We start from the raw sequence: 17,359 nt of genomic DNA on the forward strand, positions 1-17,359 counted from the left end.
TGGCTGGCACGGAACTCTCTTTCTGGCGCGTAAAAGAAAAAAACGGCCCCGCAGGGCCGTTTCGTCAAACGCGGAAAGTTACTTTTTCTTCGCTTTCGGGTTTGGCAGGTCGGTGATGCTGCCTTCGAAGATCTCAGCGGCAAGGCCAACGGACTCGTGCAGAGTCGGGTGCGCGTGGATGGTGAGCGCGATGTCTTCAGCGTCACAGCCCATTTCAATAGCCAGACCGATTTCGCCCAGCAGCTCGCCGCCGTTCGTCCCGACAATCGCACCACCGATAACGCGGTGAGTTTCTTTGTCGAAAATCAGTTTGGTCATGCCGTCCGCGCAGTCGGAAGCGATAGCACGGCCAGAAGCAGCCCACGGGAAGGTGGCGGTTTCGTAGCTGATGCCTTTTTCTTTCGCTTCTTTCTCGGTCAAACCAACCCATGCAACTTCTGGTTCGGTATAGGCGATGGATGGGATCACTTTCGGGTCGAAGTAGTGTTTCTTGCCCGCGATAACTTCAGCGGCAACGTGGCCTTCGTGAACACCTTTGTGAGCCAGCATCGGCTGACCAACGATATCACCGATAGCGTAGATGTGCGGCACGTTGGTGCGCATCTGCTTGTCAGTGCGGATGAAGCCACGGTCGTCAACTTCAACGCCAGCAGCGCCCGCATCCAGCAGCTTACCGTTAGGTACGCGGCCGATAGCCACCAGAACCGCGTCATAACGCTGTGGTTCTGCCGGCGCTTTTTTACCTTCCATCGTGACATAGATGCCGTCTTCTTTGGCTTCAACCGCGGTCACTTTGGTTTCCAGCATCAGATTGAACTGCTTGCTGATGCGCTTGGTGAACACTTTCACCACGTCTTTGTCGGCAGCCGGGATCACCTGGTCGAACATTTCAACCACGTCAATCTCTGAACCCAGCGCATGGTAAACGGTACCCATTTCCAGACCGATGATACCGCCGCCCATAACCAGCATACGTTTTGGTACGGATTTCAGCTCCAGCGCGTCGGTGGAATCCCATACGCGTGGGTCTTCATGCGGAATGAACGGCAGCTGAATCGGACGGGAACCCGCCGCGATGATGGCGTTATCAAAGTTGATGGTGGTTGGGCCGTTTTCGCCTTCAACAACCAGGGTGTTAGCGCCGGTGAATTTGCCCAGGCCGTTAACAACTTTAACTTTACGACCTTTCGCCATACCGGACAGGCCGCCAGTCAACTGGTTGATTACCTTTTCTTTCCAGGTACGGATTTTGTCGATGTCGGTTTTTGGCTCGCCGAAAACGATGCCGTGTTCAGCCAAAGCTTTCGCTTCTTCGATCACTTTAGCAACGTGCAGCAGGGCTTTAGAAGGGATACAACCAACGTTCAGGCAAACACCGCCGAGGGTGCTGTAACGTTCAACGATTACGGTTTCCAGACCTAAATCCGCGGCGCGGAATGCTGCGGAATAACCTGCCGGGCCTGCCCCAAGTACTACGACCTGAGTTTTGATTTCTGTGCTCATCATGACCTCTTAATTTATACCCGTCGTCCACCGGGTCGTTCTATCCGCCCGCATTTTACAAAATTGTTAACAATTTTGAAACAACAAACGGCTCATGAATTTTTGCTTACGCCAGCAACCTCAACAACATCATGAGATTATCAGAAAAAAGCCGGCCGTTTGGCCGGCTTTCTGGCTTACATCACCAGGCGGCGAATGTCTGACAGCATGTTGTTGATGATGGTGATGAAGCGAGCCCCATCAGCACCGTCAATCACGCGGTGGTCGAAGGAAAGAGACATCGGCATCATCAGACGCGGTGCGAACTCTTTACCGTTCCAGACCGGCTCCATCGCAGACTTGGAGACACCCAGGATAGCCACTTCCGGCGCGTTAACGATTGGCGCGAAGTGAGTCGTCCCGATACCGCCGAGGCTTGAAATGGTGAAGCAACCGCCCTGCATTTCGCCTGCGGTCAGCTTGCCGTCGCGCGCTTTCTTGGAGATAGCCATCAGTTCGCGAGACAGTTCAGTGATGCTCTTCTTGTTCACATCTTTGAACACTGGCACAACCAGACCGTTTGGCGTATCAACCGCAACACCGATGTTGATGTATTTTTTCAGCGTCAGCTTCTGGCCGTCTTCGGACAGGGAGCTGTTGAAGCGTGGCATCTGCTCAAGGGCTGCTGCAACGGCTTTCATGATGAACACAACAGGTGTGAACTTCACGTCCAGCTTACGCTTAGCCGCTTCGTCGTTCTGCTGCTTGCGGAACGCTTCCAGATCGGTGATATCGGTTTTGTCGAAGTGCGTAACGTGCGGGATCATCACCCAGTTACGGCTCAGGTTCGCGCCAGAGATTTTCTGGATGCGGCCCAGTTCAACTTCTTCGATTTCGCCGAACTTGCTGAAATCAACTTTCGGCCATGGCAGCATGCCTGGCAGACCGCCGCCGCTCGCCGCTGCTGGTGCAGTTTCAGCGCGCTTAACAGCGTCTTTCACGTATGCCTGAACGTCTTCGCGCAGGATACGGCCTTTGCGGCCAGTGCCTTTCACTTTCGCCAGGTTAACACCAAACTCGCGCGCCAGACGGCGAATCAGCGGGGTGGCGTGAACGTAAGCGTCGTTTTCAGCGAAGTCAGATTTGCCTTCGGCTTTCGCAGGTGCCGCAGCCGGTTTTTCAGCTTTCGCCGCAGGAGCCGGAGCCGCTGCTTCCTGTTTTGCTGCCGGAGCCGCAGGTGCAGCGCCTTCAACTTCGAAGACCATAATCAGGGAGCCGGTGGACACTTTGTCGCCGGTGCTGATTTTGATTTCTTTCACAACGCCCGCGAACGGCGCAGGGACTTCCATAGAAGCTTTGTCACCTTCAACGGTGATCAGTGACTGTTCAGCGGCAACTTTATCGCCCACTTTCACCATCACTTCGGTCACTTCTACTTCATCGCCGCCGATATCCGGCACGTTAACTTCTTTAGAGCCGGAAGCGGCTGGCGCGGCCTGAGCCGGTGCAGCTTCAGCTTTGGTTTCAGCAGCGGCAGGTGCAGCACCCGCTACTTCGAAGACCATGATCAGGGAGCCGGTAGACACTTTGTCGCCGGTGCTGATTTTGATTTCTTTCACAACGCCCGCGAACGGCGCAGGAACTTCCATAGACGCTTTGTCACCTTCAACGGTGATGAGGCTTTGCTCTGCTTCTACTTTGTCGCCCACTTTTACCATGATCTCAGTGACTTCTACTTCGTCACCGCCGATGTCCGGCACGTTCACTTCTTTCGCTGCCGCGGCCGCTGGGGCTGCTGCAGGCGCTGCTTCTTTCTTCTCTTCTGCCTTGGCAGGCGCAGCGTCAGCTGCACCGTCGGCGGAATCGAAAATCATGATAAGTGCACCGGTCTCGGTTTTGTCGCCAACAGAGACTTTGATCTCTTTAACAACGCCAGCCTTTGGAGACGGAACTTCCATAGAAGCCTTGTCACCTTCCACGGTGATCAGCGACTGTTCAGCTTCAACTTTGTCGCCAACTTTGACCAGGATCTCGGTGATTTCAACTTCATCAGCCCCGATGTCCGGTACTTTGATTTCGATAGCCATTATATTCTTTACCTCTTATGCCAGACGCGGGTTGACTTTATCTGCATCGATATTGAATTTGGCGATAGCATCAGCCACCACTTTCTTATCGATTTCGCCACGTTTAGCCAGTTCGCCCAGCGCTGCTACAACCACGTAAGAAGAGTCAACTTCGAAGTGGTGACGCAGGTTTTCGCGGCTGTCTGAACGACCGAAGCCATCAGTACCCAGTACGCGATAATCGCTTGCCGGGATGAAGTTACGGATCTGCTCAGCGAACAGTTTCATATAGTCAGTAGATGCCACGGCAGGTGCATCGCTCAGAACCTGAGCAACGTAAGGCACGCGTGGTTCTTCAGTTGGGTGCAGCATGTTCCAGCGCTCACAGTCCTGACCGTCACGAGCCAGTTCAGTGAAGGAAGTGACGCTGAATACGTCAGAGCCTACGCCGTAGTCTTTCGCCAGGATCTGAGCCGCTTCACGTACGTGACGCAGGATAGAACCGGAGCCCATCAGCTGAACTTTACCTTTACTACCTTCAACGGTTTCCAGCTTGTAGATACCTTTACGGATACCTTCTTCCGCACCCTGCGGCATCGCAGGCATGTGGTAGTTTTCGTTCAGCGTGGTGATGTAGTAGTAAATGTTCTCTTGTTTCTCACCGTACATACGCTCCAGACCGTCGTGCATGATCACGGCAACTTCGTACGCGTAAGAAGGATCGTAAGAGATACAGTTCGGGATAGTCAGAGACTGAATATGGCTGTGGCCATCTTCGTGCTGCAGACCTTCGCCGTTAAGCGTGGTACGACCGGAAGTACCGCCGATCAGGAAGCCACGAGCCTGTTGGTCACCCGCTGCCCAGCACAGGTCGCCGATACGCTGGAAACCGAACATGGAGTAGTAGATGTAGAACGGGATCATCGGCAGGTTGTTGGTGCTATAAGAGGTAGCAGCCGCCAGCCATGATGAACCTGCGCCCAGTTCGTTGATGCCTTCCTGCAGGATCTGACCTTTTTCGTCTTCTTTGTAGTAAGCAACCTGCTCACGGTCCTGCGGGGTGTACTGCTGGCCGTTCGGGCTGTAAATACCGATCTGACGGAACAGGCCTTCCATACCGAAAGTACGCGCTTCGTCGGCGATGATTGGAACCAGACGGTCTTTAATAGACGGGTTCTTCAGCATCACGTTCAGGGCACGAACGAAAGCGATAGTGGTGGAGATCTCTTTGTTTTGCTCTTCCAGCAGCTGGCTGAAGTCTTCAAGCTTAGGCAGCTCGAGTTTTTCAGTGAACTTAGGCATGCGGGACGGCAGGTAACCGTTCAGCTTCTGACGCTGGCCGTGCAGGTAGTTGTACTCTTCGCTGCCTTCTTCGAACTTAACGTATGGCAGTTTTTCGATGTCGGCATCAGCCACAGGCACATTGAAACGGTCACGCACGTAACGTACGCCGTCCATGTTCATTTTCTTAACCTGGTGAGCGATGTTTTTACCTTCGGCGGTGTCACCCATGCCATACCCTTTGATGGTATGAGCAAGAATTACGGTAGCTTTGCCTTTGGTTTCCTGCGCTTTTTTCAGTGCAGCGTAGACTTTCTTCGGATCGTGGCCGCCACGGTTCAGGGCCCAAATCTGCTCGTCAGTCCAGTCAGCAACCAGAGCGGCAGTTTCCGGATATTTACCGAAGAAGTGCTCACGCACGTAGGCGCCGTCTTTGGATTTGAAGGTCTGATAGTCGCCGTCAACGGTTTCGTTCATCAGCTGAATCAGTTTACCGCTGGTATCTTTACGCAGCAGTTCGTCCCAACGGGAACCCCACATCACTTTAATTACGTTCCAGCCAGCACCTGCGAAGATGCCTTCCAGTTCGTTGATGATTTTGCCGTTGCCGGTAACCGGGCCATCAAGGCGCTGCAGGTTACAGTTGATGATGAAGCACAGGTTGTCCAGCTTCTCACGAGTTGCGATGGTGATCGCACCTTTGGATTCGGGCTCATCCATCTCACCGTCGCCCAGGAACGCGTAAACGCGCTGCGCGGAGGTGTCTTTCAGACCACGGTGTTCCAGGTATTTCTGGAATTTAGCCTGGTAAATCGCACCGATCGGGCCCAGACCCATAGATACGGTCGGGAACTGCCAGAATTCTGGCATCAGTTTCGGGTGCGGATAAGAAGACAGGCCGTTGCCGTGAACTTCCTGACGGAAGTTGTTCATCTGCTCTTCGGTCAGACGACCTTCCAGGAAGGCACGCGCGTACACGCCCGGAGAGATGTGGCCCTGGAAGTACACCAGATCGCCGCCATCTTTTTCAGTGCGCGCACGGAAGAAGTGGTTGAAGCACACGTCATAAACGGTTGCAGAAGACTGGAAGGATGCCATGTGGCCGCCCAGCTCGAGGTCTTTTTTAGACGCACGCAGCACGGTCATGATGGCGTTCCAGCGAATAGCAGAACGAATACGGCGTTCCAGCTCCAGATTGCCCGGGTATTCCGGTTCATCTTCAACGGCAATAGTGTTGACGTAGTTGGCTACACCAGTACCAGATGCCACTTTAACGCCGCCTTTGCGGGCTTCGGACAGTAACTGGTCGATGAGATACTGAGCACGCTCAACACCTTCTTCACGGATGACCGATTCGATCGCCTGTTGCCAGTCGCGAGTTTCGATCGGATCCACGTCATTTGGGAAACGTTCTGACATGGGTGGTATTCCTTATCTGTGTCTAATACGTTGATTATCTGGAACCTGTCCCATTGTGCTTTCCTTTAAAAAGCACAATAAGACAGGTTCTGCGTTTAGTTGCCGCGCTCTAAAAATGGCGCTTAGAACCAGTTCTGGCTCTTATTCCTTACGTTGCTGTAAGCGCCGAAGAGAACGCTCTCGACGGCTCTCTTCGCGGCTGCGATCCAGCAATATTTCCTCAATAAACGCCAGGTGACGGTGCGAGGCTTCACGCGCCTGCTCCGGCTGACGAGCCATAATCGCCGCGAAAATGCTGGCGCGATGGCTGCTCACTTGCGCCAGCATTTCACGGCGCGCGTAGAGCAATTCAAAATTCTGACGAACGTTTTGTTCGAGCATCGGTTCCATGCAGCGCAGGAGGTGAAGGAGCACCACGTTGTGGGCGGCTTCGGTCACTGCGATTTGATATTGCATAACGGCGTCCGCTTCCGCGTCTAAATCACCGGATTCCTGCGCCTGCTGAATAGCGATATGGCAATCGCCAATGCGCTTAAGATCGTCGTCGGTTCCGCGTAATGCGGCGTAGTACGCAGCGATCCCTTCCAGTGCATGGCGGGTTTCAAGCAGGTCAAACTGGGATTCAGGATGGTCAGATAACAGCTCAACGAGCGGATCGCTCAGGCTCTGCCAAAGGCTGTTTTGGACAAAAGTGCCACCGCCCTGACGACGAAGCAGTAATCCTTTTGCTTCGAGACGCTGTATAGCCTCGCGCAGTGAAGGACGGGAAACGTCGAACTGTTTTGCCAGCTCGCGCTCGGGTGGGAGTTTTTCGCCGGGACGCAATGTTCCCTCAAGGATAAGAAACTCCAACTGCTGCTCGATCACATCGGATAGTTTTGGTTGGCGAATTTTGCTGTAGGCCATTCTTCCCTTTCTTAAGCCGTTTGTCTTAAGCCATTTGCCCGGAGTCAATTGGTATGACCAATTGCACATTCGTGACGCTAAAGTAACAAAGTATTCACCTTCTGTCCATATTGGTTTTGATTGAAATCAGTAAAGCGGGCACTTTTTAACAACATTACAGAAACAACGTTTCAAACATGTAACTTTGCACAAATCTTATGTTTACCCCCTTTGAGGGAGTTTTAACTTTATTGAAACGAGATGAAGTGGTTGTTCTTGCAATCTGAACCGATTCATCACTTTAAAATATGAATATAAATTCAGGTATATCGCTTAGGGTCGGTTAATAAAGTCGGACATCAACGTGATGCCTTTATTAAAGCTGGCTTCTTTTTATCCAACTCGTCACGGCGTTAAAAGAAAGCAGGTGCAAACGCTGGCGCTTACCACTATTCTTTGCGCTGCGGTAGTCCATTACGCAAAATACTGGATTCCAAAACCGTAAAACAAAGACTACACCTTACGGAACTACATACTTACAAGCGCCGTTACGAGCGCATAAAACAACCACACTCACGAGGTTTCAAAATGGATGGTCAACTGCAAGGCGACACGCTGAAGCGCGGCCTGAAAAACCGCCATATTCAGCTTATTGCGCTGGGTGGAGCTATCGGAACTGGCCTGTTTCTGGGCAGTGCCTCCGTTATTCAGTCTGCGGGCCCGGGGATTATTCTCGGCTACGCTATCGCCGGGTTTATCGCCTTCTTAATTATGCGCCAGCTGGGCGAGATGGTGGTTGAAGAGCCGGTAGCCGGTTCATTTAGCCACTTTGCCTATAAGTACTGGGGCGGGTTTGCCGGTTTTGCCTCCGGCTGGAACTACTGGGTTTTGTACGTTCTGGTGGCGATGGCCGAGCTTACCGCCGTCGGTAAATACGTGCAGTTCTGGTGGCCTGAGATCCCAACCTGGGCCTCTGCGGCCGCCTTCTTCGTGCTGATCAACGCCATCAACCTCACCAACGTAAAAGTGTTTGGCGAGATGGAGTTCTGGTTCGCCATCATCAAAGTCGTCGCCGTTGTTGCGATGATCCTGTTCGGCGGCTGGCTGCTGTTTAGCGACAGCGCGGGCCCGCAGGCCACGGTGCGCAACCTTTGGGAACAGGGCGGTTTCCTGCCGCACGGCATGACGGGGCTGGTCATGATGATGGCGATCATCATGTTCTCCTTCGGCGGCCTTGAGCTGGTCGGCATCACCGCAGCCGAAGCGGACAACCCGGAGGTCAGCATTCCGAAAGCGACCAACCAGGTTATCTACCGTATTCTGATTTTCTACGTGGGTTCACTGGCGGTACTGCTTTCCCTGATGCCGTGGACGCGCGTCACCGCCGACACCAGCCCGTTCGTGCTTATCTTCCACGAGCTGGGTGATTCACTGGTCGCCAACGCCCTGAACGTGGTGATCCTGACGGCGGCGCTGTCCGTCTACAACAGCTGCGTTTACTGCAACAGCCGCATGCTGTTCGGCCTTGCCCAGCAGGGTAACGCGCCGAAAGCACTGCTGAAAGTCGACCGCCGCGGCGTGCCGGTTACCACCATTCTCGTGTCCGCCGTCGCCACCGCGCTGTGCGTGCTGATTAACTACCTGATGCCCGGCGAAGCCTTCGGCCTGCTGATGGCGCTGGTGGTTTCTGCCCTCGTGATCAACTGGGCCATGATTAGCCTCGCGCACATCAAATTCCGCCGTAAGAAAGACCAGCAGGGCGTAAAAACCCGCTTCCCTGCCCTGTTCTATCCGTTGGGGAACTGGATCTGCCTGCTGTTTATGGCCGGCATTCTGGTGATTATGGCTATCACGCCGGGCATGGCGATTTCCGTCTGGCTGATCCCGGTTTGGGTACTGATCCTCGGCATCGGCTACTGGATTAAAACCCAGCGCGGCGGCAAAACCGTTAAGGCCTGAATGTAATTTGTCACTCGCAGGCGCCCCGCACCGCCGGGGCGCTTTGTTATCCGCCTCACACTTTCCCCCTGACGACACGATTGTCCATCTCTGCGACGGATTCCTGCTGCGCAAATTTAATTCATCAGACCAATAATCTTGTCCATATTCTGGTCAGGAGCTTGGGTAATGGAAAACGGTAAGTTATCTATCAAAGAAAAAATCGGCTACGGAATGGGTGACGCCGGATGCAACATTATCTTCGGCGCCATCATGCTGTTTGTGAACTATTTTTACACCGACATATTTGGCCTGGCACCGGCGCTGGTTGGCGTAATGCTGCTTTCAATCCGCGTGATTGATGCGGTAACCGATCCGATAATGGGCGCTATTGCCGATCGTACACAAAGTCGCTATGGGCGTTTTCGTCCATGGATTTTGTGGATTGCCTTCCCGTTCGCCCTGTTCAGTTTCCTGATGTTCACCACGCCGGAGTGGAGCTACAGCAGCAAAGTTATCTATGCCTTTGTCACCTACTTCCTCTTCTCTCTCACCTACACCGCGATCAATATTCCCTACTGCTCTTTAGGCGGCGTTATCACCAACGACCCGCAGGAGCGCGTCGCGTGTCAGTCCTACCGTTTTGTCATGGTCGGCATCGCCACGTTAATCCTGTCACTGAGCCTGTTGCCTATGGTGGATTGGTTCGGAAACGGCGACAAAGCGAAAGGCTATCAGTGGGCGATGGGCGTGCTGGCGCTGATAGGCATGTGCATGTTTCTGTTCTGCTTCTCAAGCGTGCGGGAACGCATTCGCCCTGCGGTGCCAAGCAACGACGATCTTAAAGCCGATATGAAGGACGTGTGGAAAAACGACCAGTGGGTGCGCATTCTGCTGCTTACCCTGTGCAACGTCTGCCCGGGCTTTATCCGCATGGCCGCCACCATGTATTACGTGACCTGGGTAATGCAGCAAAGTACCAGCTTCGCCACCCTGTTTATCAGCCTTGGCGTTATCGGCATGATGGGCGGCAGCATGCTGGCGAAAGTGCTGACCGACCGCTTCTGCAAGCTGAAGGTGTTCTTCTGGACCAACATCGTGCTGGCGATTTTCTCCAGCGGCTTCTATTTCCTGGACCCGCACGCCACCACGCTTATCGTGGTGATGTACTTCCTGCTTAACGTGCTGCACCAGATCCCTTCCCCGCTGCACTGGTCGCTGATGGCCGACGTGGACGACTACGGCGAATGGAAAACGGGCAAGCGCATCACCGGCATTAGCTTCTCCGGCAACCTCTTCTTCCTGAAGGTTGGCCTCGCGGTGGCGGGCGCGATGGTCGGATTCCTGCTTTCCTGGTACGGCTACGACGCCAGCGCGAAGCAGCAAAGCCCGGACGCGATCAACGGCATCATCATGCTGTTCACCATTATTCCCGGCGTCGGATATTTGATCACCGCAGGCGTGGTAAGGCTACTGAAAGTCGACCGCGAACTGATGAAGCAAATTCAGGCCGATCTCGAAAAACGCCGTATTAACTACCGTGAACTCAACGACTACCGCGACAGTAAGACTATCGAAGCTAAACCTTAAGGAACACAAGATGACGCAGAGCCAGTGGCCAAATCCCTTTATCGAACAGCGGGCCGACCCGTTCATTTTGCTGCACGAAGGAGCGTACTACTTTATTGCCTCGGTTCCCGAGTACGACAGGCTGGAAATCCGCCGAGCGGCGACCATCGAAGAGCTGCCGCAGGCGTCGCCCGTCGTGGTATGGCGCAAGCCGGAAACCGGCCCGATGAGCAAGCTTATCTGGGCGCCGGAACTGCATCATATTCAGGGGAAATGGTACATCTACTTCGCCGCCAGCCACACGCAGGCGCTGGACGAGCTGAATATGTTCCAGCACCGCATGTTTGCCCTGGAATGCGCGGACGCTGACCCGCTGACGGGTAAGTGGGTTGAAAAAGGCCTGGTCAAAACGCCGTTCGATAGCTTCTGCCTGGACGCCACCACGTTCCACCATCAGGGCAAGCAGTGGTATCTGTGGGCACAAAAAGACCCGGCGATTCCCGGCAACTCAAATATCTATCTTGCGGAAATGGCAACGCCCTGGTCCATTAAGGGCGAACCTGTGATGCTAAGCAAACCGGAGCTGGAATGGGAATGCCGGGGATTCAAGGTTAACGAAGGCCCGGCGGTCATCACCCACGGCGAAAGGCTGTTTGTCAGCTATTCGGCAAGCGCCACGGATGAAAATTACTGCCTGGGGCTGCTGTGGATTGACCTGGCAGCCGATCCCACAAAAGTAGAGAACTGGCATAAATCCCCCCGGCCGGTCTTTACCACCAGCTATGAAAATAGGCAGTACGGCCCCGGCCATAACAGCTTTACCAAAACGAAGGAGGGGGAAGACGTGCTGGTCTATCACGCGAGGAATTACACGGAAATTGAAGGCGACCCGCTTTACGATCCGAACCGCCACACGCGCCTGAAAACAATATGCTGGGATGAAAACGGCATGCCGGTCTTTGGCGTGCCGCCTGCCGAGTAGGTTTACTGCGGCGGGTGGCGCTATCGTTAACCCGCCCAACGAAATTATGGGCGGATAAACGCAGTGCCATCCACCAAAAGCGTTAAACCAGCGTGCCGTAAATCGTCAGCAGCGCCACCACGACCACAATCACCAGTGACGTTTTCTTCGCCATAGATACGGCTGCCTTTGGTGTTTTAACCTTGTCGAGATGCGGCTCGCGCGCCAGAGAGTACTGGGCCAGTTGGGTCAGCACCTGATACTGCGAGGTATGACGATCGGCAAGGGAAGCAAACCATGCCGGCAGCGCCCGCTCGCCGTGCCCGAGCAGCGCGTAAGCCACCCCAGCAAGACGCACCGGAACCCAGTCCAGAACGTGCAAAATCGCATCAATGCCGGAAAGCAGACGCTGGTGCGGCGAATGGTGACGGGCAAGCCAGGTTTGCCACGCGCGCAGGAAAGCGTAGCCCGCAAGGGTGACCGGCCCCCAAATGCCGCCAACGATGAACCAGAACAGCGGCGCAAGGTAATAACGGAAGTTAATCCACAGCAGCGCGTTTTGCAGCTCTTTGAGATATTCGCGCTCGTCGCAGTCGGGCGGCACGCCGTGGATCAGCGTCAGCTCATTGGCCATCGCATCGCGCGCGTGCAGATCGTCGTGGCTGGCCGCCTGTAAATAGGCGTGATAGTGCAAGCGCACCTGCCCCGCCCCGATACACAGCACGCCCAGCGCAATCCAGAACACCAGCAGCGGAACGTTGAAGAACAGCCCCTGCAAACCGCGTACGCAAAGGAAAACGACGAGCATACACAGCGCCGTCATCAGCAGCGTGCGCAACATCGAAAAATGCTTAACCCGCTGGAAAACGACTTCCAGCCGGTGGTCCAGCTGCCAGTGCTCGCCCATTTTGAACAGGCGTTCCCAGATCATGACCAATAACAGCGTAAAAAGCGTCATGTCATCTCCTTATTCGACGTGGCTTCTACCGACTGACGAAAACGGTGCCAGTCAAATGCGGGGCCGGGGTCAGTTTTACGCCCGGGTGCGATATCGCTATGGCCTGTCATATTGTCGGCAATGGAAGGATATTGCTGAATTAACAGGCGGGTAAGTGCTGCGAGCTGGTGATACTGCTCGTCAGTGTAAGACTGCGTGTCCGTCCCTTCCAGCTCGATACCGATGGAAAAATCGTTGCAGCGCTCGCGGCCCTGATAGAGCGAAATGCCCGCGTGCCAAGCGCGTTTATTAAACGGAACGTACTGCACAATTTCACCGTCACGGCGAATCAAACAGTGCGCGGAAACGCGCAGATGGGAAATATCGGCAAAATAGGGGTGCGCGTCAGGATCGAGAGTGCCGGTAAACAATGCGTCAATCCACGGACCGCCAAACTCGCCCGGCGGCAAACTGATGTTATGCACCACCAGCAGTGAGGGGTTTTCATCCTCCGGTCGGCAATCGAAATGTGGGGAAGGGACATGCTTCACGCCCACCAGCCAGCCGTCTAAAAGCCGCATGCGTGGTTCTCCTCTCTAGTGGTACTCGGCGTCGCATCAGAGTAGCATGTTTCGACCTTAACTTTGCCATTTCGGAGTTTTATCATGCCGCCCCGCCGTTATAACCCAGACCGCCGACGTGACGAGCTTCTCGAACGTATCAATCTTGATATTCCTCAGGCCGTAGCCACCGCCCTGCGCGAAGATCTTGGCGGTGACGTCGATCCTAACAAAGATATTACCGCGCAACTGTTGCCAGAAAATCACACCTCCCATGCGGTGGTGATCACCCGTGAAGACGGCGTGTTTTGCGGTAAACGATGGGTTGAAGAAGTCTTTATCCAGCTGGGCGGGGATGTCCTGGTGAAATGGCACGTGGAAGATGGCCAGGCGGTAACGGCCAACCAGCCGCTGTTCGAACTCGATGGCCCATCGCGCGTTCTGCTCACCGGCGAGCGCACCGCGCTGAACTTCGTGCAAACACTTTCCGGCGTGGCGAGCGAAGTACGCACCTACGTCGACTTGCTGAACGGCACCAACACGCAGTTGCTCGATACCCGTAAAACCCTGCCCGGCCTGCGTACCGCCCTGAAATACGCCGTACTTTGCGGCGGTGGCAGCAATCACCGACTGGGTCTGTCCGACGCGTTTCTGATTAAAGAAAACCACATTATCTCCTCCGGTTCGATTCGCCAGGCGGTTGAAAAAGCGTTCTGGCTGCATCCGGACGTGCCGGTAGAAGTGGAAGTCGAGTCCCTTGATGAGCTGGAGCAGGCGCTGAAAGCCGGTGCTGACATCATCATGCTCGATAACTTCGACGTGGAGAAAATGCGCCAGGCCGTCGCGCTGACGGCGGGCAAAGCGCGGCTGGAAGTTTCCGGAAACGTGACGAAAGAAACGATCCGTGAATTTGCCGAAACCGGCGTTGATTTCATCTCCGTAGGGGCATTGACCAAGCACGTTCACGCCCTCGATCTCTCCATGCGTTTCCGCTAGCCACTTCTTAAAAGATGGGTCCTTCGGCCCATCTTCTCTTCATTTTGCGAAATACCCCGCATCTCTACCGTTTACTTTTGCAACTTCATAAAAAACTCTGGAAAGCACCTTCCTGAAATCTTTTTTGCTTCTCGTAAGCCTTGAATCAAGCTGAGAAAGTGTCGCCTCTTTAAACAAGGAGCGACCCATGAAAAAGCAAAAAGGATTTACCCTGATCGAGCTGATGGTGGTGATTGGCATCATTGCGATTCTGAGCGCCGTCGGCATTCCGGCCTACCAAAACTACCTGCGAAAAGCTGCGCTCACCGACATGCTGCAAACCTTTGTCCCCTACAGAACGGCGGTGGAACTGTGCGCCATCGAACGAGGCGGGATTACGCCTTGTGATGCAGGCAGCAATAGCATTCCGTCTGCCAAAAGGACGCGTTACGTCGGCAGCATGAGCGTGGCGAAAGGCGTTGTTACCCTGACAGGCCAGGAAACGCTTAACGGTCTAACGGTTTCGCTCACTCCCGTCTGGAAAGACGCCGAAGGCGTTGAAGGCTGGACCCGCAGCTGTACGGTGGCAAATGACGGCTCGCTAAAACAATCCTGTGACGAAGTTTTCCGCTTTGACGACCAGACGCCCGGCGCACCGGTTGGGGGCTGATCGTGTCTAATCGCCAGCAGCTCCTTGCCCTCTGCGCGCAGTATCAAGCGGTACTGCTTGGGGAAGATGAAAACCGCTTACGCATCGCCGTGGCGCCTAACCCTCCGACGCAGCTATTTGAGTCTCTGCGCTTCATCTGCGATAAGCACGTTGATGTCGAGTTTTGGTCCGCGGAACGCCTTGAAAAGGTGAAGCACCTGCCCCTGTCCTCAGGCAACGAGCAGGTTGCAGAAAACGGTATATCCGTCGTTTCGCTGCTGAACGAAACGCTGCAAAAAGCGATTCAGGTGCGTGCGTCGGATATCCATTTCGAACCCGCAGAAGATCGCTACCGGATCAGACTGCGCATTGATGGCGTACTGCAATTGCAGCCGCTGCTGCCGGCGAGCATGGCGGCACCGCTAACGGCGCGTCTCAAAGTGCTGGGGAATCTGGACATTGCCGAACGCCGTTTGCCGCAGGACGGGCAGATGGACGTTAGCACCGGGGAGTGGAAGGCCTCGTTTCGTATTTCAACGCTCCCCGTTCGACACGGGGAGAAGGTTGTCCTGCGTTTACTCCAGCAAACCGAACAGCCGCTGGAACTGGCGGCCCTGGGCATGTCCCCGGAGGGCCGCAGCGCTTTCGAGTCTGCGCTTACCCATCCGCAGGGTATGATTTTGGTCACCGGCCCAACCGGTAGCGGTAAAACCATCACGCTGTACAGCGCGCTAAACGCGCTGAATCAGGCGGGTGTTAACCTGTGCAGCGTCGAGGACCCGGTGGAAATCCCGCTATCGGGGTTCAACCAAACGCAGGTGAATACCAAAGCCGGGCTTACGTTTCAGAACGTCCTTCGCGCGCTGTTACGCCAGGACCCGGATGTCATTATGGTCGGTGAAATCAGGGATAGCGAAACGGCAGAAATCGCCATTAAAGCGGCGCAAACCGGGCACCTTGTGCTCTCCACGCTGCATACCAACTCGACGATTGAAACCGTCGTACGCCTTGAGCAAATGGGGATCGCACGCTGGATGCTGGCTTCGGCCGTTCAAATGGTTGTAGCGCAGCGGCTGGTTCGCAAGCTTTGTCCCCACTGCAAAAAACGGCTGGATGACGATATCACCCTACCGAGGCAGCTATGGCCTGCTCCGTTACCCAATCTGCAGGCCGTTGGCTGCGAGCGGTGCTACGGCGGGTTTTATGGCCGAACCGCGCTGTTCGAAATCCTCACTGTCGACCGCGCCCTGCGCGGGGCCATCGCGAGCGGCGTGCAGGCCGCTGAAATCGAAACGCTTGCCCGTGAACAAGGCCTGGTCACCCTCTTCGAAAGCGGCTGCCGGGCCGTATCCCAAGGATTGACCACGCTTGAGGAGGTCTATCGCGTGCTGGGTGTTCCCCATGGCTAGCGTGACGTTCTGGCACTGGAAAGCCATCGACGGCCAGGGGCAGATTAGCCAAGGCACCATGCTTGCCGACAATCTGTCGGCGGTGGGCGCACGGCTTTTTGAACAGCAGCTGCAGCTGCTGAGCGCGAAAAAGAACGCCAGCACCCGGCGGGGGTGCTGGCACATCCAACAAAAAATTCAGATATTCCGCCAGCTGGCAACGCTGCTTCAGGCGGGGATCTCTCTCGCAGACGGGCTGGCGCTGATGGCAAACCAGCATCCCTATCGGGAATGGCGGGCGTTGCTGGAGCATATTCAGCAGCAGGTTTCGCAGGGGATCCCTTTTTCTGCCGCGCTGCGCCAGTGGCCACGTATTTTCCCGCCGCTTTTTGTCGCGCTGGTTCATATGGGCGAGCTGACGGGCAAGCTGGATGAATGCTGTCGGCGGCTGGCGGACCAGCAGGAGCAGCTGTATCGCCTGCATAAAAAGGTGGTAAAGGCGCTACGTTATCCGCTGTTTATTCTGGTTGTTGCAATAGCTGTGACCGCCGGAATGATGGGCTTTGTTCTGCCCGAATTTGCAGCGATATACAGCTCGTTCAATGCCCCCCTACCGGCCATCACGCTTGCGGTGATGGCGATTTCCGGCTGGGTAACATCCCAAGGGGGATGGTGGCTGCTTGCAGTAATAGTGTTAGCGGGATGTTGGCTAACCCTGCGCCAGCGTAACCCGCACTGGAAAGAGTACGAGCAAAAGCTGCTACTCAAGCTACCGCTGGTGGCAAACTTATGGCGCGGGCAAATCCTCAGCCAGATTTACACCACGCTTTCGCTTTCACAGCAGGCGGGCATTCCGCTGCTGCAAGGGCTGGCGGCGGTCGAGCAGACGTTAACGCACCTGCTGTGGAAAAAGATCATTTCACGGATGGCCACTCAGGTTGCGGAAGGTATACCGCTCTGGCAAACGCTGGATGAGGCTGATCGGTTTACGCCTCTGTGTTCACAGCTGATCCGAATTGGGGAGGAATCTGGAGCACTGGATCTGATGCTGGAAAAGCTTGCAATCTGGCATCATGACCATACGCAGGAGCTGGCGGACAGCCTGGCCGCAGCGCTAGAGCCGCTGATGATGGTGGTCATTGGCATGATAATCGGCACGCTGGTGATTGCGATGTATTTACCGATTTTCCAGCTTGGGGATGCGATGAGCGGGGGATAACGGCGCAGCGGACGCTGCGCCATTGATAGC

13 protein-coding genes are annotated in these 17,359 nt (G+C 55.0%); 7 read left to right on the plus strand and 6 right to left on the minus strand.

All coding sequences use genetic code 11. The features are described 5' to 3' along the window. Positions 1-78: 78 nt before the first annotated feature. The 4 genes from lpdA to pdhR form a co-directional block, all read right to left on the minus strand. The gene (lpdA, locus tag ACSPHG_RS19950) at positions 79-1,503 is read right to left on the minus strand and encodes a dihydrolipoyl dehydrogenase (protein WP_435955209.1); all 1,425 of its coding nucleotides are present in this window, start codon (positions 1,501-1,503) and stop codon (positions 79-81) included. Between the two features lie 176 nt (positions 1,504-1,679). Further along, positions 1,680-3,569, minus strand: coding sequence for a pyruvate dehydrogenase complex dihydrolipoyllysine-residue acetyltransferase (aceF, locus tag ACSPHG_RS19955; protein ID WP_435955210.1), 1,890 nt, complete (start codon positions 3,567-3,569; stop codon positions 1,680-1,682). A 15-nt stretch (positions 3,570-3,584) separates the two neighbouring features. Further along, positions 3,585-6,248, minus strand: a complete 2,664-nt coding sequence (gene aceE / locus ACSPHG_RS19960) for a pyruvate dehydrogenase (acetyl-transferring), homodimeric type (protein ID WP_435955211.1) — start codon at positions 6,246-6,248, stop codon at positions 3,585-3,587. Between the two features lie 141 nt (positions 6,249-6,389). Continuing rightward, the gene (gene pdhR / locus ACSPHG_RS19965) at positions 6,390-7,154 is read right to left on the minus strand and encodes a pyruvate dehydrogenase complex transcriptional repressor PdhR (protein ID WP_435955212.1); all 765 of its coding nucleotides are present in this window, start codon (positions 7,152-7,154) and stop codon (positions 6,390-6,392) included. Between the two features lie 567 nt (positions 7,155-7,721). Here pdhR and aroP point away from each other — a divergent pair. From aroP to ACSPHG_RS19980, 3 genes are all read left to right on the plus strand, one after another. Next, positions 7,722-9,092 (plus strand): aromatic amino acid transporter AroP, encoded by a 1,371-nt coding sequence (gene aroP / locus ACSPHG_RS19970; protein ID WP_435955213.1) that lies wholly within the window; start codon positions 7,722-7,724, stop codon positions 9,090-9,092. A gap of 168 nt (positions 9,093-9,260) precedes the next feature. Further along, entirely contained in the window at positions 9,261-10,661 is a 1,401-nt protein-coding gene (locus tag ACSPHG_RS19975; RefSeq protein ID WP_435955214.1) for a glycoside-pentoside-hexuronide (GPH):cation symporter, read from the plus strand. A gap of 10 nt (positions 10,662-10,671) precedes the next feature. Beyond that, positions 10,672-11,622 carry a glycoside hydrolase family 43 protein gene (locus tag ACSPHG_RS19980; protein ID WP_435955215.1) on the plus strand — a complete coding sequence of 317 codons (951 nt, stop codon included), beginning with the start codon at positions 10,672-10,674 and terminating at the stop codon, positions 11,620-11,622. Between the two features lie 82 nt (positions 11,623-11,704). On the opposite strand, the gene ampE is transcribed toward ACSPHG_RS19980, so the two are convergent. Both ampE and ampD read right to left on the minus strand, forming a co-directional pair. Continuing rightward, entirely contained in the window at positions 11,705-12,559 is an 855-nt protein-coding gene (gene ampE / locus ACSPHG_RS19985; protein WP_435955216.1) for a beta-lactamase regulator AmpE, read from the minus strand. Beyond that, entirely contained in the window at positions 12,556-13,119 is a 564-nt protein-coding gene (ampD, locus tag ACSPHG_RS19990; RefSeq protein WP_435955217.1) for a 1,6-anhydro-N-acetylmuramyl-L-alanine amidase AmpD, read from the minus strand. The genes ampE and ampD overlap by 4 nt, the downstream gene beginning before the upstream one ends. Positions 13,120-13,203: 84 nt before the next feature. Here ampD and nadC point away from each other — a divergent pair, with 84 nt between their 5' ends. The 4 genes from nadC (at position 13,204) to hofC (ending at position 17,329) form a co-directional block, all read left to right on the plus strand. Continuing rightward, on the plus strand, positions 13,204-14,094 hold the full coding sequence (gene nadC, locus ACSPHG_RS19995) for a carboxylating nicotinate-nucleotide diphosphorylase (RefSeq protein WP_435955218.1): 891 nt from the start codon (positions 13,204-13,206) through the stop codon (positions 14,092-14,094). 187 nt (positions 14,095-14,281) lie between these two features. Continuing rightward, on the plus strand, positions 14,282-14,743 hold the full coding sequence (ppdD, locus tag ACSPHG_RS20000) for a prepilin peptidase-dependent pilin (protein WP_435955219.1): 462 nt from the start codon (positions 14,282-14,284) through the stop codon (positions 14,741-14,743). A gap of 2 nt (positions 14,744-14,745) precedes the next feature. Then, positions 14,746-16,131, plus strand: coding sequence for a type II secretion system protein GspE (gspE, locus tag ACSPHG_RS20005; RefSeq protein WP_435955220.1), 1,386 nt, complete (start codon positions 14,746-14,748; stop codon positions 16,129-16,131). Next, positions 16,124-17,329: a protein transport protein HofC gene (gene hofC / locus ACSPHG_RS20010; protein ID WP_435955221.1), complete on the plus strand. Its 1,206-nt coding sequence runs from the start codon at positions 16,124-16,126 to the stop codon at positions 17,327-17,329. The genes gspE and hofC overlap by 8 nt, the downstream gene beginning before the upstream one ends. The last annotated feature ends 30 nt before the right edge of the window (positions 17,330-17,359 follow it).

Origin of the sequence: Dryocola baronae (genome assembly GCF_051297175.1) — a bacterium.
Classification (GTDB): domain Bacteria; phylum Pseudomonadota; class Gammaproteobacteria; order Enterobacterales; family Enterobacteriaceae; genus Dryocola.